We start from the raw sequence: 24,417 nt of genomic DNA, 5'->3' as shown, positions 1-24,417 counted from the left end.
CAAAAAAACCGGATGGGTCACCTCCGGCTATACATACAGGTTACTTCAGCTCATAAAAGTAAAAAACAACTTCATCCCTTTCCTGTACCTGAGGGTCAACCCCAGGTTGGTGCGTGGAATAAATCACATCCTTGTGCATTTTGAGATCGACGTCCCATTTCCCCTCCCACACCTTCTCTTTTTCACTAAACACCTGGTAATAAGGATTTTTGTATTTATCCCTTACGACCAGGTAATCCGGACCGCCTACCACATCCTTCGGTAGAGCATCCACTTCTTCCTGAGGGGCAGCAGCCATATAGGAGGTCAGGAGGTAGCCGTTGGAATGGGCAAACCCTGTATAGTGGGACGACGCCAACTCGGAAAAGAAACGATCAAAACTCTCATTATTCTTTACAGGAGCAAGTTGTCTATAGGTTGGTTCTGGATTAAGGTTAAGCACCTCCTTCAGTTTCAGGCTCGGAAAATCGTATACGTAGATCTCTGGAGAATACATGAACATCAGGTGGAGAAGTCCATCTCGATAAAGAGGAATGGGATCCATGCTCCTATAAACCCCAGGATTTTGAACCATTTGACTTTTTTCAGGCATAGGCTCTCTGGCAGTCACCTGATCGGAGGCCAGGTCATATGCTGTCAAAAAGGGATAAGTATGGAGGGAAGAAGCATCCTGCAATCTATCACGATCATCCGTACCCACTGAGAAGGCATACAGGTAATCGGCTATAGGCAAAGTCACCCTGGATCCACCTATGATTCCCGTAGCCAACTCATAAGGTAATTTTCGCTTTTCTTTTAGCGTCAAAGCAGAATCGTATACAAACAGTCCCCCAAAGGTTTCGATAAGCAGATCACCATTGTCCCGGTAATTGGCAGTAATGAAGAATCTGGACTGATAACTGTCTTTTCCATCCATAGAGCGGTTGGCCTTTTGCCTTATAGTGCCTTTTTGATCCACCCGGACGAGCTCACTGCGCTGAAAATCATACAGCAAGTATTCACTTCTATCCGGCTTAAAATCCAAAAGTTGTAAGTTGCCCAGGTAATCTATGATCAAGCTATCTGTTACTATTAATTCGGGCTCATAATGTAATGTAGATTTTTCTGCAGATCCGCATGCAAGCGTCAGGCAGGCACACAGGGCAAGGCAGATCATGCTGAAAAGTTTTTTCATAATAGGAAAATGAGTGCAACAATCCTTTAAAACTAAATTTATTTGACTAAATTTCCAATCACTCTTCATAAAAAATAATGGCATTACCGTAATTCTTAAAAATACAAACCTGCATTGCCCATAAGCCCTCACCCCTATTTCTTAACACCTTACTTAGACCCTAGACTTAAACAAAAAAAGCCGGACTTTACGCCCGGCTTCTTGTGTCATATATCAGCGATAGAAACTACTTGTCCAAGGAAAGATATTTGTAAAACTCGTTTCTGGTTTGTTCGTCCTTTTCAAATTTACCGCCATAAAAAGAGGTTACAGTATTACTGTTCACATCCTGGATGCCCCGTGAAGAAACACACATATGGTGCGCATCCAAAATTACAGCTACGTCTTCAGTGCCCAGAATTTCCTGGAACGCTTTCCCTATTTGCATGTTAAGCCTCTCCTGTACTTGAGGTCTTTTTGCAAAATACTGCACAATACGGTTAATTTTTGACAATCCGATTACATGGCCACTGGAAATATAGGCCACGTGGGCTTTTCCGAAGATGGGCACGAAATGATGCTCGCAATGGGAATAAAAAGTGATATCCTTTTCCACCAGCATCTGGTTGTACTTGAACTTGTTTTCAAAAAGCTTTGCCTTGGGCATGTTTTTCGGATCCAAGCCGCTAAAAACTTCCTTAATATACATTTTGGCCACTCTATGAGGCGTGCCTTTCAAACTGTCGTCAGAAAGGTCCAGCCCCATGATGTGCATGATTTCCTTGAAATGCTTCTCGATAAGCTCAATCTTCAGCTCATCGTCCATTTCAAATGCATCTTCTCTTAGGGGAGTCTTTTGGGAAGAACCTGCGTGATCATCACCCATCTCGTCCATCTCTCGATCAAGATCCATTCCCGTCGTATTCAACAAAGTTTCTTTCTGTTTCATATAATCGAATAATTAACTCGTATTTCGTATCTATTTTTTCTCTCAGAATATTCCAAACAACCACTGCAATGTTTTCAGCGGAGGGGTTAAGATTTTTGAATTCATCTGTGTCGAGGTTAAGGTTTCTATGATCAAACTTTCTCAGCACATGTTCCTTGATCAGGTCGCTGAGTTTTTTCATATCGTAAACATAGCCGGTCTGGGGGTCGATTTCACCCACCAGTTTCACGATCAGTTCATAATTATGTCCATGGTAATGGGGGTTGTTGCACTTGCCAAACACTTCTTGGTTTTTCTCATCAGACCAATCGGGGTTATGCAATCGGTGGGCAGCATTGAAATGCTCTTTTCTATAAACGGCTACTTTCATTTAAACTGGGTCAATCTCTCAAAACTCCGCAAAGCTAAACATTTTTTGTATTTACGTAGGCATTAGGAGGCTTACCTGCCTCCCGCCCACAATATTGAGCTATGGCGAAACGTTCCAAAATCATCGGTACAACATACTTTTCCCTGATTTCAGTTCATTACTGCCAAAACTGAAGGCAGAACCGTTTGTAAAACCGCTTTGTTCAGTTTTTTCTCACGCAAACAAAAAATGGCCATGGAACTAAAATCGCTTTTTCCCCCTTGTAAGAATATGATTAGAGCCCTTAGTATCTTACTTGTATTCACCATCGCCCCTATTTTCTCCTCGAACTCCTATAATTCTCCGATCCTGGAAAATGATGATTTATTGGACAAAAGTGTCCCAGAGGAAGAAATATTGACTAACTCCATTCTGGCACATCCTGAAAATTCTGAATTTACACTTCCGCAAGGCCAGGTGTTGGACCATGCCGTGAGCGGGTATCTTAAATTGCTTGCTGAAGGAAGCATTGAGCCTGGAAAAGTCCTGACAATCGTGGATTTCAGCTTGCCAAGCACTGAAAAAAGGATGTGGGTGATCGATGTGGAGGATGGAAGAATTCTTCATCAGACGGTCGTCTCGCATGGAAGAAACTCGGGTGACCTGATGGCGGAAACTTTTTCAAATGTAGAATCCAGTTATATGAGCAGCCTGGGGTTTTATGTGACCGGTGAAACCTACCACGGAAAGCATGGCTTCAGCCTCAGACTTGATGGTATGGAAAAAGGCTTTAATGACCTGGCCAGACAGCGTGCCATCGTCATTCATGGCGCAGCTTATGCCAATGAGGATTTCATCACCCAAACTGGCCGCTTGGGCCGGAGCCTAGGATGTCCAGCGCTTCCGCTTGATTTGAGCGAAACTGTTATCAACCAGATAAAGGACAAAAGCTGTCTGTTTATTTATGGAAATGATGACAACTATTTAAACAACTCCCCATTGCTATCCTCAAAAGGCTGATAGAAACGGCAAAAGGTAGTCCCTTCGAACTACCTTTTGTTACCCAACTCGAAAAAAATCGGAGAGTTACAGCTTATTCCACAAAAAATGCCTTTTCAAAAAATAACCCTCTCAGAGCCAAAAATAAAAGTTCTCATCCACTTTTTATCCTTACAGAAAGTCATTGGAAACAGGCAATCCCATTGCCTCTGCTAACTTTCTGTCACCTTCATATACATCTTCCCTTACCTGCACTCCCTTTCGGTCTTTCCACACGGTGAGATAAAGGATCCACACTTCCGGATTTTTATTCAGATTTACGTTTTTTTCATCCTCCAGCTTCATAGCCTTGGTAATCTCTTCTTCGCCCCAATCTGAATCTTCAAGTAACAAGGAAGCAAACTCTACTGGCTTTTCAATTCTGATACATCCCGAACTAAAGGTCCGCTCATCTTTTTCAAAATAAGCCTCCGCAGGGGTATCATGTATATAAATGCTGTAATCATTAGGAAACATGAATTTGACGCGGCCTAGCGAATTGTGGTCACCAGGTTCCTGTTGAATCATGTAAGGAAATTCACCCTCCTTTACATCTTTCCACTCAATATCCTCAGGGTTCACAGCCTCCCCATCAGCGGTGAGCACCTGCATTCTATTTTTTTCCAAATAGTTCATATCGGTCTGTATGGCAGGGATGGCATCTTCCCAAAGAATGGTTTGTGGCAAAGTCCAAGTTGGGCTAAACACCAAATAGGACATTTTAGAGTGAAAAACAGGCGTCTGACGGTATTCCTTGCCGACGATTACCTTCGACTGGAATACTGTATCCTCGCCGCTTAAGTAGTAAAGGTAAAAGTCAGGAATATTTACAATGACTTTATCATCTTTTCCATTCACAAAATTAGGCAACCATCTCAATCTCTCCAGATTCACTTTTAGCTTTGTGATATAGTCATCGTGCTGATAGTTTACCGCCTCAATAAAATCTTTTCCCAACACTCCATCAGGATTCAATCCATGTCTGGCCTGAAAACTCCTAATCCCATATTCCAAATCATTGTCATATAACAAGGAGTCTTCCGGATTATAATCTTTCAGATCCTGAAACTGGATCATCCGCTTACGAATCTGAGGAATAGCCTCATGTTGATCGCCAGGCTCAATTTTTCCGGCAAAAGTTATTTTAGTATTCTTACCATTATTGTTTTCAAGGGCTTCCTTTAATAAGACCTTGAGCTCATCATATCTGAAATTTTCAGGCTTCAGCTCATCAAGGCTTGATTGAACCGAGGTTTTGTTGGCGTCAAGATCAAGTAACAGGGCATAGTAATCCGTTTTCTTTGCTTCAGGATCAATTTTCCAATCTATATTGATTTTGGAAGGGTCTACTCTGCCCCTATCGATATCACGGGCCAGACGCCAGTAAGAGTTGCTCATCATCATATCGAGCACCGCATGGATTTCAGGATCAGTGGTTTCTCTGATTTCTGATACCAGCGATTCAATCTCATCATAGAGATAATCCTTTTTATCCAGACCCTCCAGGTGAATTTCATCCAAGTAAGACAAAAGAGCCTCCCCTTTTTTATTTACGCCCTGCGCTTTCACCCAGATTGGCTGAAACTCGTTGTGTGAATAAACTTTTTGATATAAGGAATCCCTATTGAAATCTCCTGACATCTCCTTCAACTGTTCAGCGATATCCTCATTTTTGGGATATTGGCTACAGGAAAAGGCCAGGAGAACTAACAGGCCAAATACGAGATATTTTAAACTAGACATAAATCCAATGTTACTACATCTATCGGATGGCAAAGCTTATGCCGAAAAAAAATTTTGTGGAATTATTCCCCATTAAACGCAAAAATCCCCGCCTTTTTTGACGGGGATTAAATAAATTTAAGATTTTATAAGGTTTTAAACTGAGAAATCCGCATACTTTCTGCCCATTTCCCATGCCTCCTTCAACATTTCCAAGAAACCCTCCATCTTATCCAGTGGAACCAAATTAGGCCCATCACTTAAGGCTTTGGAAGGCTCAGGGTGGGTTTCGATAAAAAACCCGTCAATACCGGTAGCTGCCGCTGCTCTGGCCAGGAAAGGAGCAAATTGACGTTGCCCTCCACTGCTGCCGCCTTGGCCACCCGGCTGTTGTACGGAATGGGTCACGTCAAACACCACTGGCGCATATTGGCGCATCGTAGGCAGTGAACGCATATCCACTACCAAGTTATGGTATCCCAAGGAATACCCCCTCTCAGTAAGGCAGACGTTATCATTTCCAGCAGCCCTTACTTTGCTCACGGCATATTGCATATCCTCAGGAGCCATGAATTGCCCCCTTTTAATTTTGACGGCTTTTCCGGTTTCAGCTGCGGCAAGCAGCAAATCAGTTTGGCGACAAAGAAATGCGGGAATTTGGAGCACGTCCACCACTTCAGCCACATCTTTGGCCTGATAGCTTTCGTGGATATCAGTTACCAAAGGAACGTCCAGTTCTTTGCCCACTCTTTGCAAAACCTCCAAGGATTTATCCATCCCAATTGACCTAAATGAATTGGAGCTGGTCCTGTTGGCTTTGTCAAAAGAGGCTTTGAAGACATAGGAAAAACCATTTCTTTCTGCCCATTCCTTCGTTTTTGAGCCAATCTCCATGCAGATATCAAAGCTTTCTACGGCACATGGACCGGCAAAAAGAACGGGACGGTCCTCCCCTAAAATAACCTGGTCGGTTATTTTCATACTATTTGTAAACTTGTTCATAACTTTAGCTTAAATCCTCAAGGGTTTTGGAGTTTTTGGGAAATCAGGTGCTCAATTACGCTACCAAGCTTGCCTTGGCTTTCCAACAGGATGTCAGCCACTTCCCTGAAGACCCCGTCTCCACCATTAAACTCACTGACAAAATCAACTTTGTCTTTGACATAACTCATCGCATCGTTGGGGCAGGCCGAAAAACCTACATTTTTCAGAATTGGAAGGTCAATAATATCATCCCCAATATAGGCACATTGGTCCAAAGTCAAGCCCAGCGCCTTCAGCTGGGAAAGAAATACCAGCGATTTTTCTTTAACACCATGAAAATGGAAATCAAACCCCAGCTCCTCACATCTGTTTTTCACCACCAAACTGTTTCTTCCCGTAATTACACCGATTCTGATGTCATGGGCCTTGAGAAACTGGACGATCTGGCCATCTTTGACCTGGAAGCGCTTAAATTCGGTTTTATGATCATCGTAGATCACGCCCCCATCGGTCAGCACCCCGTCCACATCCGTTACCAGTAATTTTATCTTGGAGGCTTTATCAAACACCTCTGCGGGCACATGCCCAAAATATTCCTTCATGTTATTTGTTTTTCTTCCAATGGATGGAATATAAGTCCAGCCTTCTTTGCTCCAGGTTTCTCACACTCCCCGCTTTTCTCAATTTAGTAAGCAAATCAAGATCAACATCCGCCACGATGGTGGTTTCAGTATTCAAAGATGCCTCGGCAATGACCGCATCATGGGGAAATGAGAAATCTGAAGGTGAAAATATGGAAGCCTGCGAGTGCTGTATATCCATATTCTCCACTCTTGGCAGGTTACCCACCGAACCGGTGATGGCTACATAACATTCATTTTCCACAGCACGGGCTTTCGCACAGGTGCTTACCCTGAGGAAGGCGTTTTTGGTATCCGTCCAGAATGGCACAAACAAGATATCCATTTCCTGCTCGGCCAATATCCTTCCCAGTTCCGGGAATTCCACATCATAGCAAATCAGAATCCCGATCCTTCCGGCATCTGTATCAAAAACCTTGATCCCATTACCCCCCTGAAGTCCCCAATAGGCCTGTTCATCCGGAGTGATATGCAATTTATACTGTTTATCCACCGTACCGTCACGACGGCAGAGGTAGGACACATTCCGAAGCTTCTTACCGTCATATTCAGGCATACTACCTGCTATGATATTAACATTGTAGGATAGCGCCAGATCCCGCATTCTGGTGACGATTTCCTCCGTGTAATCGGCCAAGTTACGGATGGCCTCAGAGGCATCCATGTCGTTAAACTCAGCCAAAAGCGGTGCGTTGAAGAATTCCGGCAAAAGGCAGAAATCAGATTTGTAGCCCGACACCGTATCCACAAAAAACTCCACCTGCTGCATCAAGTCATCCACATTGTTGAAACGACGCATTTTCCACTGCACCAGACCGAGCCTTACGATGGACTTTTTATTACCGATAAGTTTTTCCTCCTTTTCGTAATAAATATTGATCCACTCGAGCAAAGTCGCATAGGCCCGGCTATCGGTATCCTCGGGAAGGTATTTGGTGATCACCTTTCTTACGTGAAATTCATTGGCGATTTGGAAAGACAACACTGGGTCGAATATCTCCTTGTTTTTGACCAAGTCGATATATTTCCTTGGAGTCATCTGATCAGCATATTTGCTGTAGCCCGGGATTCTGCCACCCGCAATGATGGAGCGAAGGTTCAGGTTTTCACAAAGCTCTTTTCTTGCATCATAAAGCCTTCGTCCAAGCCTCATTCCTCGGTATTCCTTGTCTACAAAAACGTCGGTCCCGTAAAGGGTGTCCCCATTGTCGTCATGGGTATCAAATTTCCCATAACCCGTGATTTGATCATAAGTATGGTTATCCCCGAATTTGGAATAATCCACAATTAGACTGAGGGCGGCCGCAACCACCTTCCCGTTGTCCTCAATACAAATTTGGCCTTCCGGAAAGGCCTTCAGTTGGTTTTTAAGTTCTTCCTTTGTCCATGCCCCACCCTGGTTTTTGTAGATGGAGGTCATGATGTCCCGGATATCATTATAATCAGAAAGCTTAATATTTCGGAGTTTAAGCCGATGTTCTAATTCTTCTTTTTGCTTACTCATGGTTCAAAATTAAGTAAATCTTAAGGATATTTGGAAAAAATTGAAAAGTGTACATGCAGGAAGCAAATATTCAAATATCCTGCCTTTCAACAACCTTCCCTTATATTTTAAATTATTTCCCAAATTTTATCATTGGTAATAGCTTTTAATCCATTTTTGTTCATATTTTCGAGCAACTTTCAGAATTATATAATATCTTTATTAACAATTGTTTGTCATTGAAGTGGGTGGAAATTTTTAAGAGAATGAAAAGGGCATTAGCTATTTTTTTGTTGCTGCTTCCTCTCTGTTTACAGGATGCATTCGGGCAAAGCCTTTACCGCTTCAAGTTTGAAGACCCATGGTCTATAGCCATCCATGCCGGTCCCACGCAATATTTCGGAGAGCTTTATTCCTTGTGGAAATACAATGAAGGCATTCAGCCGGACTACAATGTTGCCGTATCGGCCAAATATACCTTTGGCACCAGGTTAAGGGCCAGATTCGACCTTACTTTCTACCAGATCTCCGGTGATGACAAGCTTGCCGACCCCCGAAGCATGCGGACTCCCCGAAACCTCAACTTCAGGGCGAGGAATTTTGAAGGGGCCGCCTTAGTGGAATATTACCTCAAGCCCGTAAAGTTATACAGCCATAACCGATCTTTTCTCAACCCTTATATTTTCGCAGGCCTGGGAGTCAGCAGTAATAATCCATACGGTTATTACCGCAACGAATGGGTCGCCCTTCGGCCCTTGCGAACTGAGGGAGAGGCTTATTCTGCTGCCGTGCTAACATTTCCGATGGGTGTAGGGGTAAAATATAAAATTACCCCATGGGTGGATATGTTTTTGGAGGCCAATTATAGGTTTACCCTCACTGATTATCTTGACGACGTGAGTGCTTATAATGTAAGCGGCTTTTACGAAGAACTTATTGAAGACTATAGAGCTGGTGAAAACGGAAGCGAAATGCGGCTTATAATGTCTATCCGCAACCCTAATTTCATGAACAGGTTTGGAGAACCCGATCTGGAGGCTATAGAGGCAAATGGAGGGCGCATCAGGAGAGGTAGCGGTCTGGAAAACCGGTATGACGGCTTCATGACTTTCAATCTAGGCATGGAGATTTACCTTACCCACGATATTTGGGATAACTGGTTGTTGAGACATAGGCGAAGAAGTTATCGATATTGGTAGTCAGAGGTTTAATATCCTTCTTAGAAATAACTTCTCAAAAACTCCCTACTTCCAGTAATCTCCAGTTTTGAGAAATAGAAATCATTTTGGTTTTCGGTCACAATAACTTTGCACCCAGCTTTTAAAGCTGCATAATATTCCAAACCATCTTCAAAATCTTCCACCGATTTATCCTCACTTGCCTTCCTTACCACATCATGATCTACACCAGCAATTTTGATCTTGGAGGAAAGCAACGCAAGCTTTTTTTTGGCAACTACTCTCCCACTCTTTTTCTCTGAAAAATAAAATGCAATTGCCAGGCAAATCGGGGAAGTATAAACTTGAAACCTGGGGTTATCTTGAAGGCTAAGAATCCGTGAGGAATAACTGTACAATGGATACTCCTGATTCAAAACCGAAACAAGTACGCAGGCATCAAGAAAGATTTTCATTTGCGGGATTTAAAAAACTCATCCTTGACCGATTTGCGATTGGCTTTAGTATGATACTCAGCTTGGCCTTCCGATAACATATTTACCCAATCGGCTACTGGCAAGTCATCAAGACTTTTGTAGTCCCCTGAGGTAATCTGGGCATACAAAAACTCAGTAAGCCTTGAAAGGCTTATGTTATTGGCTTCCGCAAAAGCTTTGGCTTTTTCGATAGTACTTTTGTTGAAAGAAAGTGTGATTTTGGAATCCATAATACATCTGGCTAAGTCATACTACAAATTTATTTATTTTATACGTAAACCACAAGCATAAGTAAATCATTATATTACACCAAACTTTCGGCTTCAGCTTTTAAGGCCAAGTTCATTTTTATAAAATTGTCTCGAGTATCATTTCCGATCTTCTTCAAAATCAAACCTGCCAGCAATCCGGAAAAATTCTCCCCATGAACAACCTTTACCTGATTTGCTCCGAGCTCTACTATTTCAAAATAATGGTGACCGTCAAATAAGCCTTTAAAAATCAGCTTCCCCATCCAATCAAAATAGCGATACTTTTCCATCTTGAGTATTTTGGGTTTAAATGTCATAGTTCCATCACAACTTACCATGGTATTGGTAAGATAGCTCCCCTCAATTGGTTTCCCATGGCTTTCAATAATGAAAGGATTCCATATGCTATACCCTTCAAAATTAGTCAAGACATCCCATACCTTTTCCTTGGAGGCATTAATCAAAATTTCGGTTCGTATTGTCATGCAAAATTAAAGTTCACTGGAGTTGACTACCAAATTTCAGCAACCCCTATTAAAGATACAACAAGTTGACGATCAAAAATCTAAGCACCGTAAAATTAATATTCATCCTCCCTAAGTCCCTACTCTTTCCACCATAATCAGAAGTAAAATATCCATTAATAATTTTTCAACATACCTTTAAAAACAACCATTAAGTTTAAATTTTGCAGCCTTTCAACTTATCTTCTCAATAAGGAAACATTTAGCTCGAATTACAGATTTTTATATGGTATTTATCTCTTAAATTAAAAACACCCTTAACTTATTGCTAAAATAGTATACTTTCGCTAAATTAGTATATCTTAAATAAATCGATTGATGGAAAACCCCCAGTGTCCCAAATGCGAAAACCAAAAAGTCGTCAAAAGTGGCTTTTCAGGAGGCAGACAGCGCTATAAGTGCAAGAAATGCAATTATTATTTCTCCGTTAACAAGATCGGCAAATCCATTGACAAATACTATGTCGTCAAAGCTTTGCAGCTTTACATTGAGGGCATCAGCTATAGGGAAATCGAAAGAATATTGGGAGTAAGCCATGTTTCGGTCATGAACTGGGTGAAGCAGTACAAGATTAAAGCTCCTGAAAATACCGACTACAGACCCACTTACAAAGTGCTAAATCATAAAGAACTTATCAATTTCATGAGCGACAAGGCCAATTTGACCGATACAGGAATGTTGATCACAGAGCTTGGAGACAAATTTATGGTGATTAAATGGGAGCGTTTTAAAAATTAAAATTCAGAATTTTATACTTTTATATATAATTTTTTAACAGAAATATACACACAGTTTTTCTTTCTCTTTCCAACTTCTCAAATTAGTTCAAGCGAATTGTTCGGGCCCGGGCAAAGCGTAATACAAAAACCCAAAATACAATGATACCTATCAAATACCTGCTTAGCGGCATGGTATTCATGTTCGGGCTATGTCTTACCACTAAGGCTCAGGACACACTTCCACTTCCGACCGAGTACATCAAGTCCGGGGATTTCGTGGATCACACCTACAAGCCGCTAACCTTAAAACTGAGCGATGATGGCTCCAAATACATCCGTTTCCTATTTTGGAACCAGATGTGGGCCCGAGTGACGGAAAACAATCCGGGCACAGTCTCCGTAGATGGGCGACCATCCAGACAATCCACCGACATCGGTATCCGCAGAGCTAGAGTTTTGGCCTATGCCGAAATTTCTCCAAGATTCTTGATCCTCACCCATTGGGGCATCAACAACCAGACTTTTATTAACGGCGGAGTGCCTGGTGGCGGCATGACCGGCAATCCCGGCAACATTCCTGTATCGGTCAACCCTGAAACCGGGGAAGGCAGCGCCATCGGTTTATCGGCCAAGAAGCCACAGCTGTTTTTTCACGACATCTGGACCGAATACAAAATCACCGACCAACTCTACATGGGCATGGGGTTGCACTATTGGAACGGCATATCCAGAATGACCAGCCAAAGCACCCTAAACTTCATGACCATTGACGCCCCGATTTTCAACTGGCCCCTAATTGAACTTACTGACCAATTTGCCCGCCAATTTGGTTTTTATGCTAAGGGCCAGATTGGAAAATGGGACTATAGACTTGCGCTAAACAAGCCATTTTCGGTGGGAAATGGGGGACGATACGATGAAGCCACCCAAAGACCCATTGCCGCCAATATCGCCAATGACCACTGGGCCACGCAGGGATACATTGCTTACCAGTTTTTTGAAAAGGAAAACAACAAGCTGCCCTTTTTTGTAGGCAGCTACCTGGGCACCAAAAAGGTTTTCAACATCGGAGCGGGCTGGCACCACCACCCCAAGGCGACCAGTTCGGCCAATGGCAGCGGGGAGCAGCAGTTTCACGACATCTCCTTGGCCAGCTTAGATGTCTTTCTGGATTTGCCCTTTTCCAGCGCCTCCGGAACAGCCCTAACTGCCTATGCAGTATATTACAATTATGATTTTGGCCCCAACTACATGAGAAACGTTGGGATAATGAACGTGGGATTTGGAGGCACCTCCCAAAATGGCCCCGGAAACGCCCAACCCACAATCGGTACCGGCAATATATTTTACGCCAATGCAGGCTTCCTTCTACCAAAACAATTACTAGGCGATAAAGGCAAGCTCCAGCCTTACGGGGCTTTGACCCACAAAAATTTCCAATACTTTGAAGATACTACCTGGCAATATGATTTGGGGCTCAACTATTATATAAATGCCCATCAGGCCAAGGTCACGCTTCAATACAGCCAAAGACCCATATTTGAAAATTACAGGAAATCCAGCGCCGCCGGCGAATGGATCCTTCAAACACATATTTTCCTCTAATCCCAAAATAGCATGACACCTAAAACAATCGAAAAAGAAACTCCAAAAGACCTTTCCGCTAAGGCTTATTGGAAAAAGAATCTCAAAACCCTCCTCTACCTCCTCGCAGTGTGGTTTGTGGTATCCTTCGGGTTCGGCATCCTACTCGTGGAACCGCTCAATGAAATCCGCATGGGTGGGTTCAAACTGGGCTTCTGGTTTGCCCAACAGGGCTCCATTTACGCATTTGTCGTCCTCATATTCATTTATGTCTACCGCATGAATAAACTGGACAAAGAATTTGATGTAAACGAAAAATAGTCCCTAACCCAATCTGAAATAACCTAATTACAAGAAATCATGGAAATATTAACTTGGACATACATTTTGGTGGGGATATCCTTCGCCGTTTACATCGGGATCGCCATTTGGTCCCGAGCCGGATCTACAAAGGAGTTCTACGTAGCCGGCGGCGGCGTATCCCCACTGGCCAACGGAATGGCCACAGCAGCTGATTGGATGTCGGCGGCATCATTCATCTCAATGGCCGGCATCATCGCATTTGCAGGTTACGACGGCTCAGTTTACCTCATGGGCTGGACGGGAGGCTATGTGCTACTCGCACTTTTACTGGCTCCTTACCTGCGGAAATTCGGGAAATTTACTGTCCCTGACTTTGTGGGGGACCGCTATTACTCCAACAAGGCCAGAGTGGTGGCTGTAATCTGTGCGCTTTTCATCTCCTTCACTTATGTGGCCGGTCAGATGAGGGGTGTGGGGATTGTATTCTCCCGATACCTGGAAGTGGATATCAATACCGGTGTGATCATCGGGATGTGTATAGTATTCTTTTATGCGGTTTTGGGCGGTATGAAAGGCATCACCTACACCCAGGTGGCCCAATATTGCGTGTTGATTTTCGCTTACATGGTTCCCGCAATCTTTGTTTCCATGCAGCTGACAGGCAATCCTATCCCACAGTTGGGACTAGGGGACACCGTTGCTGATGGCACGCACCTTTTGGATAAGCTGGATGGTGTCTTGACCGAACTTGGCTTTACGGCCTATACAAGTGGTCAAAAGGACATGACTGATATTTTCGCCATCACTTTAGCCCTGATGGTGGGTACCGCTGGTCTTCCCCATGTGATTGTTCGGTTCTTTACTGTGCCAAAAGTAAAAGACGCCAGACTATCTGCAGGATATGCACTGGTATTCATTGCCATCCTATACACCACGGCCCCTGCTGTGGCTGCCTTTGGAATCTACAACACCATTGAAACCGTGGCCAACAAACCTGTCGATGAATTGCCGGCTTGGGTGGACACCTGGAGCAAGACCAACCTGATCATGGTGAATGACAAGGATGCAGACGGCATCGTCCATTATTCTGCAAATGCCATGGATAACGAACTGTACATTGATAAAGACATCATGGTATTGGCCAATCCCGAAATAGCAAATTTACCAAACTGGGTTGTAGGTCTGGTAGCGGCTGGTGGTATGGCGGCGGCCTTGTCAACCGCAGCAGGTTTGTTGTTGGTGATCAGCACCTCTGTTTCGAGGGATCTATTCAGAACCTTCCGACCAGAAATGTCGGAGAAAAATGAGCTTAGGATTGCCAGAGCAGCGGCAGCAGGAGCTGTCTTGTTTGCAGGGTATTTCGGGGTGAATCCTCCAGGCTTTGTGGCAGAAGTGGTCGCCTTTGCGTTCGGACTTGCCGCAGCATCCTTCTTCCCGATCATCATCATGGGGATATTCTCCACCCGAATGAACAAGGAGGGAGCCATAGCGGGAATGGTTTCAGGACTGGTATTCACCCTAGCCTATATCATTTACTTCAAATTTGGACAAAACCTCTTCGGACTTTCCGAGGCGGCAGTAAGCTCCGACAACTGGTGGTTTGGCATTTCTCCTGAGGGAATCGGAAGCTTCGGTATGCTGATCAATTTTGTGGTTTGCTATGCGGTTTCAAAATCCACCCCTGCACCTCCCCAAAAAGTGCAGGATATGATCCAGGAGATCCGGATTCCAAGAGGTGCCGGCCAGGCGCATGATCATTGATATCATTTTCCCCACATAACTAAACAGGTATCTTTCCGGTGATGTAATCATCGGGGGATACCTGCTTAAATTAACCTAACTTCATTTCTGACCGGATCAGTCAGCAATAGAATTACCGATTTATTTAAGTAAATTAGGTTTAAAGTCTTTTGAGCTAATGAAAACCAACAGAAAAAATCAATTTTTAGTGGTATTGTTCCTCATGGGAATGGTGGCGCTGAATTATCCGGTTCTATCTATTTACAATGTGCAGTCCACCCTTGCGGGAATACCTGTGCTATATTTCATGGTTTTCTCCAACTGGATCCTGCTTATTGGATTTACCTTATTGATCATCTCAAGATATTCCTCCAAGGATGTTTAGCAATGCGGTCGTCATATCGTTCACCTTTGGCTATTTGGCGCTGCTATTCGCAATTGCTTATTTAAGCGAGCGCTCTTCCTTTCGCAGCAAAAAACTTTCCTCCAACCCTATCATTTATTCGCTGTCCCTGGCAGTTTATTGTACCGCCTGGACATATTACGGCTCCGTTGGCCGAGCGGCCACTAGTGGTATAGAATTTCTCACCATTTACATAGGCCCAAGTTTGATAGCCCCGCTGTGGTGGCTGGTGATGAGAAAAATCATCCGGATTTCAAAAGTCCAACGCATTGCATCTATTGCGGATTTCATTTCTAGCAGGTATGGCAAAAACATTTCTCTTGGCAGCATTGTCACAGTATTTTGCCTTTTGGGCATCATCCCCTACATTTCTTTACAGATCAAGGCGGTCGCGCTTTCCTTTGACATTTTACAATCTCCCCTCCACAACATCCAGGAATCAGCCCTGCCATTTTTCCAGGACACTGCTTTCTATTTGGCTTTAGGCTTGGCACTTTTCACCATTCTATTTGGCACCCGAAACATAGAGGCCACCGCCCAACATGAAGCCCTGGTGATGACAATTGCCTTTGAATCTCTGTTCAAATTAATGGCCTTTTTGGTAGTCGGGGTGTTTGTTTGCTATTTCATGTTTGACGGGGTTGCGGATATTTTCCAGCAAGCCTCCAGCAGTGGGCTAGACCACTTGTTTGTCCTGCAAGGCGAACATGGCGTCTCGGAGTGGTTTTGGATGTCCATGCTTTCCATGATGGCCATACTATTTTTGCCCCGCCAATTCCAAATGGTGGTAATTGAAAACACCAACGAAAGGCATCTCAATACCGCAATGTGGCTTTTCCCACTCTATTTACTGTTGATTAATATATTTGTATTGCCCATCGCCTTGGGCGGTCTGGTAATGTTTGGGTGGGGAAATGTGGACGCCGATTCATTTGTCTTGGCATTGCCCATCATAGCCGACAAAAGCTGGCTGGCCCTCTTGGTTTATCTCGGTGGCTTCTCTGCAGCCACATCCATGATCATTGTGGCCTCGATTGCCTTGAGCACCATGGTGAGCAATAATCTGGTGATGCCACTTTTGCTGCTCAGCAAAAACTTCCAACTACGCCACCAGCACAGAATCGGCAATATTCTAATCTGGTCCCGACGGCTCGCCATATTGGCCATCATACTTCTCAGCTACATTTACTATAGAATGGTAGGGCCTCAGTTCAGCCTAGTGGCTATTGGATTGATCTCCTTTGTAGCCATTGCCCAGCTGGCCCCCGCCATCATCGGGGGAATTTACTGGAAAGAAGGCAGCAGAGCCGGAGCGCTTACGGGAATATTGGTGGGTTTTGTGCTTTGGTTTTTCACCTTAGTAGTGCCCACTATGATCTACGCAGGTTATTTGCCTGAAAGCATTTTGACCGAAGGGCTTTTCGGGCTGGACTTTTTGAAACCCGATGCCCTGTTTGGGTTTGGCGAACTTAGCTACATCACCCACGGACTGGTTTTCAGCCTCCTGCCAAATCTATTCTGCTACTTGGTTATTTCATTGTTCAGCAGGCAAACTTCGAAAGAGCACAACCAGGCTGTAGTCTTTGTGGATATTTTCAAGTACAGCACTATTTTGGACACCTCCATTATCTGGAAAGGCCAGGCTTACATACGGGACATACAGAGCTTATTGGAGAATTTCCTGGGGGAAGAAAAAACGAAGGACGCCCTGCAGCAATATGTTGACTTCAAAGGCTCCAAGATTGATGGAAAGATGAAAGCCGACCCCGAATTGGTCAATTATGCAGAAAGACTGCTGACCGGAATAATCGGAGCCGCCTCCGCCAGAATCATGGTAGCCTCAGTGGTGAAAGAAGAAGAAATCTCCATGGCAGAAGTCCTTGATATTTTAAAGGAAACCCAAGAGCTCAAACACCTCAACGAGGAACTTCAGCAAACCAGCGAAGCGCTGAGAAATGCCACCGCTTCCCTTCGAAAAATGAATGAAACCTTACTCGAAAATGACAAACTGAAAGATGAATTCATTTCCACCGTCACTCATGAAATGAAAACCCCCATCACTTCCATTAGAGCTTTTTCCGAAATTTTGCAGGACGAGGACTTGCCAGAGGAGGATAGAAACCGGTTTTTGGGCATTATCATCCAGGAGACGGACCGTATGACCAGAATGATAGATCAAGTGTTGGACCTGGAAAGATTTGACTCAGGCCAACAGCAACTGGAACTATCCCAGGTAGACCTCAGCATACTACTTCTGGAAGCTGCCGATAGCATGAGTCAGGTATTTAAGGATAAAAACATCCAATTCAAATTGATGCTGAATATTAACCATTGCTTTATCCTAGCCAACGAGGACAGGATTAAGCAGGTGGTATTGAACCTGCTGAGCAATGCCGCCAAGTTTGCAAACAGTGAAGTAATCCTAAAAGCACATCTGGAGGACAAAACGGCCATTGTGGAAATCCTGGATGATGGCAAGGGCATCCCGGCTGAAGATATCCCTTACATTTTTGACAAATTCTACCAGGCTAAAAACCAGACCAGCAAAAAACCGCTGGGCAGCGGACTGGGCTTGGCGATATCCAAAAAAATCATGGACTACCATCAAGGGAAAATAAAAATCGAAAGAAAAGGCACCTACACCGCTTTCCAACTGGTTTTCCCTCAAATAAATAAGTTGACATTACCGAATATAAATTCAGAAAATGAACAGAATACTCATAGTAGATGACGAACCCAACATCCTGCTTTCTTTGGAGTTTCTCTTCAAAAAAGAAGGTTTTCAGGTCTTAATTGCCAGAGATGGTGAGGAGGCCCTGGATTTGATAGAACAATCCACCCCCAAGGTGGTGATCTTGGATATCATGATGCCCAAAGTGGATGGATATGAAGTTTGCGCTCATCTCAAAAAGAACCATCAGGAGGTAAAGGTTATCTTCCTTACCGCCAAGAGCAAGCAACAGGATGTGGAAAAGGGCAAGGAACTAGGTGCGGACCTCTATTTGACCAAGCCTTTTTCCACCAAAAACCTGCTTAACCAAGTAAAAGCATTAATCAATTAACCAATATAAACTTTAGATAACTTATGAGCGATAGAATCCACACGCTGAGCGGATACTTCCATGAATATCAAAAATCGGTGACCGAGCCTGAAAAGTTCTGGGCCAGAATAGCTGATTCCTTTCATTGGCAGAAAAGATGGGACAAGGTCCTGGAGTGGGATTTTGAAGGGCCGGATATTAAATGGTTTGTCAATGCAAAACTCAACATCACCGAAAACATATTTGAAAAACACCTTTATACCCTGGATGACAGAGCGGCAATCATTTGGGAGCCAAACGACCCCAATGAGGAGGGCCGGACCATTACATACAGAGAACTTTACCATGAGGTCTGTAGATTTTCAAATGCGCTAAAGGCCAAAGGTATAAAAAAAGGCGACCGGGTAATCATCTATATGCCCATGGTGCCGGAAGCCGCCGTGGCCATGCTAGCCTGTGCCAGGATCGGAGCCATCCATTCGGTGGTTTTTGCCGGATTCAGCTCCTCCGCCTTGGCCGACCGGGTCAATGACTGTGGGGCTAAAGCCATCCTGACCTCCGACGGCAATTACCGGGGCAACAAGAAAATAGGCGTCAAGAGCGTGGTGGATGAGGCCTTGGAAAAATCCTCCGTCGACACCGTGATCGTTTACCAGCGAACCGGGCAAGAAGTGACCATGAAGGAAGGTCGTGATCACTGGTGGCATGAGGTAATCGAAGGGGAAGAAGACACCAACAAAGCTGAGGTGATGGATAGCGAAGACATGCTCTTCATCCTTTACACCTCAGGTTCCACCGGCAAGCCTAAAGGAGTGGTCCACACGATTGGTGGCTATATGGTATATACAAAATACTCTTTCGAGAACGTATTCCAATATTCACCCGGTGATGTATATTGGTGCACAGCAGACATTGGCTGGATCACTGGCCATTCGTATATTGTCTACGGACCATTGTTGGCAGGGGCCACATCCATAATGTTTGAAGGCGTGCCGACATATCCGGATGCGGGCCGGTTCTGGGCGGTCTGTGAAAAATACAAGGTCAACCAATTTTACACCGCCCCTACCGCCATCCGTGCACTTCAGGCCCATGGCACTGACCCAATCGAACCGTATGACCTAAGCAGTCTCAAGGTGCTGGGTTCGGTGGGTGAACCAATCAACGAGGAGGCTTGGCACTGGTACCATACACATATCGGCAAGACTCGCTGCCCCATTGTTGATACCTGGTGGCAGACGGAAACCGGCGGGATCATGGTTTCTCCAATCGCCGGCATCACCCCGACCAAACCTGCTTATGCTACTTTACCGTTGCCGGGTATTCAACTATGCATAGTGGATAATGAGGGGAAAATCATGACCGGCAATTCGGTAGAGGGCAACCTTTGCATCTGCTTCCCTTGGCCAGGCATGCTGAGAACGACTTATGGGGACCATGAGCGTTGCAAGCAGACCTATTTCTCCACTTATAAAGGCATGTATTTTACAGGGGATGGTGTAAAAAGAGACCATGACGGTTATTACAGGATCCTCGGCCGAGTGGATGATGTAATCAACGTTTCCGGTCACAGAATGGGCACTGCCGAAGTGGAAAATGCCATCAACGAGCACCCACTTGTGATCGAATCAGCAGTGGTTGGCTATCCGCATGAAGTGAAAGGTCAGGGAATATACGCTTACGTGATTTCCGACATGAAAAACAGAACCGAGGAAAACCTGGTCAACGAAATCAAGGACACTGTTTCCAAGATCATTGGCCCAATAGCCAAACCGGATAAAATCCAGATCGTCTCTGGACTTCCCAAAACCCGTTCGGGCAAAATAATGAGAAGGATTTTGCGAAAAGTGGCCGAAGGAAGCTTGGATAATATGGGTGACACCTCCACCCTACTTGATCCTGAGGTAGTGACCGAGATTATTGACGGCAGGAAATAATTCGACTAGTGAGGCATACCAAAAAGTCCGGTATGCCTCTTTTTTTTGCTTAAAACTTTCTTTAACTTCCGTAATATGGCCAATGTTATCATAAACAGGGTCAGGGAATTCCTGCAGAGTTACCCACCCTTTTCTTTTTTGGATGAGGCCGCCTTAGAGGCGGTAGCCACCGCTGTGGAGATACGTTTTTTTGCCCCGCAGGAATACCTTTTCGAACAGGGAGAACCAGCCCAAGATTGCTTTTTTGTCCTAAAGGAAGGCGAAATCCATCTTACCCAAAGTATTGACGGAAGGCAGGAAATCTATGAGAAATGCGATGAGGGGGATGTCTTTGGCGTGATGGCCCTGATGGGCAAACGGCCCTACAGGCTCAATGCCCAAGCAGCGGAAAACAGCCTGGTTTATGCTATACCCGTGCAAACTTTTGAAAGCATTCTAAAGGAAAACAACCGGGTAGCACTGTACTTTGCGGCAGGCTTTGCCTCCGGTCAGGTGGTAGTCAGGAATGACCTTTCCAAATCCCAGCAAGCCCGAAGCATTTTGGGTTCCCCCACCAAGGATATTGGCCTACTCTTGTTTACCGGACAATCTGACGTGCGGATAAAGCATGAAGTGCTCACCTGTCAAATCGGTGAAAGCTGTCATGCCGCCGCATTAAAAATGGCAGAGAGAGACGTAGGTTCCATCATCATTGTAGACAATGAAAAGCTGCCTCTAGGGATAATTACAGACAAGGACCTTCGCAATAGATTGGTGGCTAAGAAGCTCCCATTTGAGACACCCGTGGAGCGTATCATGAGCAGTCCCCTAACCACCATGAAGCCAAATGCGAACTTCCCAGACCTGTACCTGACCATGGTAAGGCAAAAGCTTCACCATTTAATATTCACAGAAGATGGGACAGCGAGCTCAAAGGTTGTGGGCATCATCTCTGACCATGACATTTTGCTCGCTCAGGGAAACAGTCCAGCGGTATTGATCCATGGCCTACAGAACACCTCAGAGGTTAAAGAGATGGCAAAAATCAGGAACCGTGCAGAGAGGTTGCTTAAGTATTATTTGGAGAATGAAGTCTCCATGGACTTTGTGGCCAATATCATTTCTGAGATAAATGACCTGATCATCCAAAGGGCAATAGAAATATCAAAAAGGAATCTAGAGAAAAAGTACCCCGAGGAAGTCAGGAAAATCAAATTCTGCTTCATTTCCTTGGGAAGCGAAGGCAGAGAAGAGCAGCTGCTGCGCACTGATCTGGACAATGCGATTGTTTACGAAGACCTGGATCCTGAGGCTGATTTGGCGGCCAGACCTTTTCTGGCAGAACTTGCCCAATCTGTCATTGACATTCTCTTGGCCTGTGGTTTTCATCCCTGTCCAGCCCTGATGATGGCCAATAATCCAAAATGGTGTCAGCCCTTGGACCAGTGGAAGAAATATTTTTCGGAATGGATAAGCAATCCCACCGAAGAGTCGCTAATGCATTCGGCCATATTTTTTGATTTCAGACCCATATATGGCCAGAAAAAATTATCAGAGGCCATGGCCAAACATATCTATAAGGAAATAGAAGGTAAATCAGTTTTCTTAAATTTTTTAGCAAAAAATGCCAATATGAATCCCGCTCCCTTGGGTTTTTTTAGAAATTTTGTGGTAGAAAAATCAGGGGAGCACCGTGATAAATTTGATATCAAAATGAGGGCTATGATGCCTTTGACAGATATTGCCCGACTATTGGTCTTAAGTCATAAAATGGTTGATATTAACAACACTTTTAAAAGATTTGAAAAATTGGCAGAAGTAGAGCCCCAGAACAAAGAGATATATCTAGAGGCAGCCAAAGCATACGAGATTCTGATGAGGATTCGTGCCATCGAGGGGCTGAAGTCCGAATCATCAGGAAGATATATAGAGCCAAACAAACTAGGAAAACTACAAAGGCAATTGTTAAAGAATGCGTTTTATCCCATCGATGAGCTGCAGGCCTTGCTCCGAGTGAGATTCCAATTAGACTATTTTAAGGGATGAGTAGCTGGTGGAAAAAAATATGGGAAGACGAATTTACCAAAACTGATTTTGTAAAGGAATATGAAGATAAATTCCGCTCAAAAACCAATCCTGATACTCCATTAGACCAACTCACTTTTTGTATTCTTGACACGGAAACTACCGGGTTAAATGTAAATAAAGATTACATCTTGTCTTTTGGGGCTTTAAAGGTCAAAAAATATCACATCCATTTAAGTGATCTTTTAGAAATATATGTAAAGGCCCCTTTGGTTAAAAGTGAAGCTTTATCCGTTCATGAAATTGTTCAAAAAAATGATGCGGAAGAGCTTTCCTCATTTGCACAACATTCTTTACAATATATCGGAAACAGCATAGTGGTAGGGCACCATGTGGGGTTTGATATTCAAATGTTACAAAAGACTTACCGCCCTTTTGGCTTAAAAAAGCTTTTGAATAAAACCATAGACACTTTTGAATTGGCCGTAAGACTTGAGAAGGGTTATCACTTTAATCCAGAATTAATAAGAAATGAAGAATATAGTCTAGACGCACTTTGCAAAAGATATAAAATCCCATTGCATGACCGGCATACTGCATCTGGGGACGCCATGCTAACGGCGATACTTTTTATGAAACTGCTGAAATCAGCTGAAAACAAGAGCATTACAAAATTATCACACCTTTAATTTTGTATTAAAAAACTATTGTCAAGAGTCCAACTACGCTTCTCAAATAAGTTTTTTAACTAGATTTAAAATGATTTTTTATAGATTTATATTTTTTTATTTAATAGATTTGGTAAACTCAAATTAATTAGATTAATTAGAATATATTTTTAAAACCATTACAGACAATGAACACATTAGAAAAACTAAAAGAAATCACAGCTGATTTAGAAAGTGATGAAATGATGGCAGTGGATGCCCAAGGCAAAAAATACACCTTAGAGCAAGCTAGCAAAGCAGGTGTGAATGTTACTATCACTTCTTCTAAAAACTCAGCACTTGTTTCATTCAAAAATGCTTTCGGTATTGATTTGTCAGACAATAAGGAGTTAAATCAACTAAACAAACTTCTTGGCGCTGTAACTGGTGGCGGTTCTGCGACAGGCGGTAAAAGAAAAAGATTGACTGATGATGAAAAAAGAGAGTTGATCAAAGACTGGCATGACAATCAAAAGAAATATGCTAACAAAGCTGATTTCAGCAAAAAGAACAATGTTTCTTATCAATCTTTCCTTCAGTGGGAAAAACAGTTTGGCGAATAATTAAACAAACAAACGCAAATCCCGAATCTCCTCAGATTCGGGATTTTTTTTATATCTAAAAGAGACTAAAATAAAGCCATAGCGCATAAGTCAGCTTTTTGGCTTTCAATTGGGTAAAAAAAATTGAGGCCCCCACCTAAATTGTAGATGGAAGCCTCGGGCCTGGTCAATTTTGTTATTTACTTTTCCTTATCATTACTGTCAACAGAGCTGTAACTATTGCAGCCGTTGTACCTATTTTAATAGCTAACCTTTCCGGTTTAAGCCGCCACTCAGCTTTCCAACCTTTTTCAGCAAATATGTTCGGAATGTTTCCGCTTTTTATATCCTCAACTATTCCCTCATATTCATTTACCCGATCGGCAAAAATCAAGGTAAGCCATCTGGTGTAAGTATTTTCACTCCACTGATAGGCAAATCGCCTAAGTTTTCCGCTCAATCCGCTTGGCGGCATGGATGTTCCGAAAACTGCAGATACATTTGGCCTTTCTACCGACTTCAATATTTCCATGTTGACCACCTGCTGCGGTGGCCGCTCCCAACTGTAACCTTTGTGTTCCTCATTGGTTCGATTTTTTATTGGATAAGTTGGATCATTTTCAGGATCGGCATCTACCCCCCAACCCTTGATACGTGTGTAATCTTTAATTTTATGTTCCATGACGGTT

24 protein-coding genes are annotated in these 24,417 nt (G+C 43.7%); 13 read left to right on the top strand and 11 right to left on the bottom strand.

Annotated elements, in window-relative coordinates:
• Nucleotides 1-40: 40 nt before the first annotated feature.
• The 3 genes from KIH41_RS07985 to KIH41_RS07975 all read right to left on the bottom strand — a co-directional run bounded on the left by KIH41_RS07985 (nucleotide 41) and on the right by KIH41_RS07975 (nucleotide 2,472).
• Nucleotides 41-1,174 carry a hypothetical protein gene (locus KIH41_RS07985; protein ID WP_214162085.1) on the bottom strand — a complete coding sequence of 378 codons (1,134 nt, stop codon included), beginning with the start codon at nucleotides 1,172-1,174 and terminating at the stop codon, nucleotides 41-43.
• Nucleotides 1,175-1,400: 226 nt separating this feature from the next.
• A complete protein-coding gene (gene folE / locus KIH41_RS07980) occupies nucleotides 1,401-2,102 on the bottom strand; it encodes a GTP cyclohydrolase I FolE (RefSeq protein WP_143960078.1) in 702 nt (233 codons plus the stop codon).
• On the bottom strand, nucleotides 2,056-2,472 hold the full coding sequence (locus KIH41_RS07975) for a 6-pyruvoyl trahydropterin synthase family protein (RefSeq protein ID WP_214162084.1): 417 nt from the start codon (nucleotides 2,470-2,472) through the stop codon (nucleotides 2,056-2,058). The genes folE and KIH41_RS07975 overlap by 47 nt, the downstream gene beginning before the upstream one ends.
• Nucleotides 2,473-2,742: 270 nt before the next feature.
• On the opposite strand from KIH41_RS07975, the gene KIH41_RS07970 reads away from it, so the two are divergent.
• On the top strand, nucleotides 2,743-3,471 hold the full coding sequence (locus KIH41_RS07970) for a murein L,D-transpeptidase catalytic domain family protein (RefSeq protein ID WP_214162083.1): 729 nt from the start codon (nucleotides 2,743-2,745) through the stop codon (nucleotides 3,469-3,471).
• Between the two features lie 150 nt (nucleotides 3,472-3,621).
• On the opposite strand, the gene KIH41_RS07965 is transcribed toward KIH41_RS07970, so the two are convergent.
• The 4 genes from KIH41_RS07965 to KIH41_RS07950 form a co-directional block, all read right to left on the bottom strand.
• Nucleotides 3,622-5,232 (bottom strand): L,D-transpeptidase family protein, encoded by a 1,611-nt coding sequence (locus KIH41_RS07965; RefSeq protein ID WP_213943576.1) that lies wholly within the window; start codon nucleotides 5,230-5,232, stop codon nucleotides 3,622-3,624.
• Nucleotides 5,233-5,367: 135 nt separating this feature from the next.
• A complete protein-coding gene (gene kdsA / locus KIH41_RS07960; RefSeq protein ID WP_213943575.1) occupies nucleotides 5,368-6,213 on the bottom strand; it encodes a 3-deoxy-8-phosphooctulonate synthase in 846 nt (281 codons plus the stop codon).
• Nucleotides 6,214-6,230: 17 nt separating this feature from the next.
• A complete protein-coding gene (locus KIH41_RS07955) occupies nucleotides 6,231-6,797 on the bottom strand; it encodes a KdsC family phosphatase (protein ID WP_214162082.1) in 567 nt (188 codons plus the stop codon).
• A gap of 1 nt (nucleotide 6,798) precedes the next feature.
• Entirely contained in the window at nucleotides 6,799-8,340 is a 1,542-nt protein-coding gene (locus tag KIH41_RS07950; protein ID WP_213943573.1) for a bifunctional GNAT family N-acetyltransferase/carbon-nitrogen hydrolase family protein, read from the bottom strand.
• A gap of 245 nt (nucleotides 8,341-8,585) precedes the next feature.
• Here KIH41_RS07950 and KIH41_RS07945 point away from each other — a divergent pair, with 245 nt between their 5' ends.
• Nucleotides 8,586-9,518, top strand: a complete 933-nt coding sequence (locus KIH41_RS07945) for a DUF6089 family protein (protein ID WP_214162081.1) — start codon at nucleotides 8,586-8,588, stop codon at nucleotides 9,516-9,518.
• A gap of 20 nt (nucleotides 9,519-9,538) precedes the next feature.
• Here KIH41_RS07945 and KIH41_RS07940 read toward each other — a convergent pair whose 3' ends face one another.
• The 3 genes from KIH41_RS07940 to KIH41_RS07930 form a co-directional block, all read right to left on the bottom strand.
• Nucleotides 9,539-9,952, bottom strand: a complete 414-nt coding sequence (locus tag KIH41_RS07940; RefSeq protein WP_214162080.1) for a type II toxin-antitoxin system VapC family toxin — start codon at nucleotides 9,950-9,952, stop codon at nucleotides 9,539-9,541.
• On the bottom strand, nucleotides 9,949-10,203 hold the full coding sequence (locus KIH41_RS07935) for a DUF6364 family protein (protein WP_213943570.1): 255 nt from the start codon (nucleotides 10,201-10,203) through the stop codon (nucleotides 9,949-9,951). The genes KIH41_RS07940 and KIH41_RS07935 overlap by 4 nt, the downstream gene beginning before the upstream one ends.
• 74 nt (nucleotides 10,204-10,277) lie before the next feature.
• Complete coding sequence (locus tag KIH41_RS07930) at nucleotides 10,278-10,709, bottom strand: SRPBCC domain-containing protein (protein WP_214162079.1); 432 nt, start codon at nucleotides 10,707-10,709, stop codon at nucleotides 10,278-10,280.
• A gap of 357 nt (nucleotides 10,710-11,066) precedes the next feature.
• Between KIH41_RS07930 and KIH41_RS07925 the strand changes: the two genes are divergently transcribed.
• The 11 genes from KIH41_RS07925 (at nucleotide 11,067) to KIH41_RS07875 (ending at nucleotide 23,749) form a co-directional block, all read left to right on the top strand.
• Complete coding sequence (locus tag KIH41_RS07925) at nucleotides 11,067-11,486, top strand: IS1/IS1595 family N-terminal zinc-binding domain-containing protein (RefSeq protein ID WP_214162078.1); 420 nt, start codon at nucleotides 11,067-11,069, stop codon at nucleotides 11,484-11,486.
• A gap of 140 nt (nucleotides 11,487-11,626) precedes the next feature.
• Complete coding sequence (locus tag KIH41_RS07920; RefSeq protein WP_246535249.1) at nucleotides 11,627-13,072, top strand: porin; 1,446 nt, start codon at nucleotides 11,627-11,629, stop codon at nucleotides 13,070-13,072.
• A gap of 12 nt (nucleotides 13,073-13,084) precedes the next feature.
• Nucleotides 13,085-13,372, top strand: coding sequence for a DUF4212 domain-containing protein (locus KIH41_RS07915; protein WP_213943567.1), 288 nt, complete (start codon nucleotides 13,085-13,087; stop codon nucleotides 13,370-13,372).
• A gap of 39 nt (nucleotides 13,373-13,411) precedes the next feature.
• Nucleotides 13,412-15,115 carry a sodium:solute symporter family protein gene (locus KIH41_RS07910; RefSeq protein ID WP_213943566.1) on the top strand — a complete coding sequence of 568 codons (1,704 nt, stop codon included), beginning with the start codon at nucleotides 13,412-13,414 and terminating at the stop codon, nucleotides 15,113-15,115.
• A 157-nt stretch (nucleotides 15,116-15,272) separates the two neighbouring features.
• Nucleotides 15,273-15,479, top strand: coding sequence for a hypothetical protein (locus KIH41_RS07905; protein WP_213943565.1), 207 nt, complete (start codon nucleotides 15,273-15,275; stop codon nucleotides 15,477-15,479).
• Nucleotides 15,480-15,513: 34 nt separating this feature from the next.
• The gene (locus KIH41_RS07900; protein ID WP_317194929.1) at nucleotides 15,514-18,228 is read left to right on the top strand and encodes an ATP-binding protein; all 2,715 of its coding nucleotides are present in this window, start codon (nucleotides 15,514-15,516) and stop codon (nucleotides 18,226-18,228) included.
• Nucleotides 18,203-18,559 (top strand): response regulator transcription factor, encoded by a 357-nt coding sequence (locus tag KIH41_RS07895; protein ID WP_213943563.1) that lies wholly within the window; start codon nucleotides 18,203-18,205, stop codon nucleotides 18,557-18,559. Before KIH41_RS07900 ends, KIH41_RS07895 begins: the two co-directional genes overlap by 26 nt.
• A gap of 23 nt (nucleotides 18,560-18,582) precedes the next feature.
• Nucleotides 18,583-20,475, top strand: a complete 1,893-nt coding sequence (gene acs, locus KIH41_RS07890) for an acetate--CoA ligase (protein WP_214162076.1) — start codon at nucleotides 18,583-18,585, stop codon at nucleotides 20,473-20,475.
• A gap of 75 nt (nucleotides 20,476-20,550) precedes the next feature.
• The gene (locus tag KIH41_RS07885; RefSeq protein WP_214162075.1) at nucleotides 20,551-22,500 is read left to right on the top strand and encodes a DUF294 nucleotidyltransferase-like domain-containing protein; all 1,950 of its coding nucleotides are present in this window, start codon (nucleotides 20,551-20,553) and stop codon (nucleotides 22,498-22,500) included.
• Nucleotides 22,497-23,168, top strand: coding sequence for a 3'-5' exonuclease (locus KIH41_RS07880; protein WP_213943560.1), 672 nt, complete (start codon nucleotides 22,497-22,499; stop codon nucleotides 23,166-23,168). The genes KIH41_RS07885 and KIH41_RS07880 overlap by 4 nt, the downstream gene beginning before the upstream one ends.
• Nucleotides 23,169-23,335: 167 nt before the next feature.
• Nucleotides 23,336-23,749, top strand: coding sequence for a hypothetical protein (locus KIH41_RS07875; RefSeq protein WP_213943559.1), 414 nt, complete (start codon nucleotides 23,336-23,338; stop codon nucleotides 23,747-23,749).
• 175 nt (nucleotides 23,750-23,924) lie between these two features.
• Here KIH41_RS07875 and KIH41_RS07870 read toward each other — a convergent pair whose 3' ends face one another.
• Entirely contained in the window at nucleotides 23,925-24,410 is a 486-nt protein-coding gene (locus tag KIH41_RS07870; RefSeq protein ID WP_214162074.1) for a hypothetical protein, read from the bottom strand.
• Nucleotides 24,411-24,417: the final 7 nt, after the last annotated feature.

The sequence above is a fragment of the Litoribacter ruber genome (assembly GCF_018500185.1).
GTDB lineage: Bacteria > Bacteroidota > Bacteroidia > Cytophagales > Cyclobacteriaceae > Litoribacter > Litoribacter ruber.
This window is presented reverse-complemented; position numbering and strand designations above follow the sequence as displayed.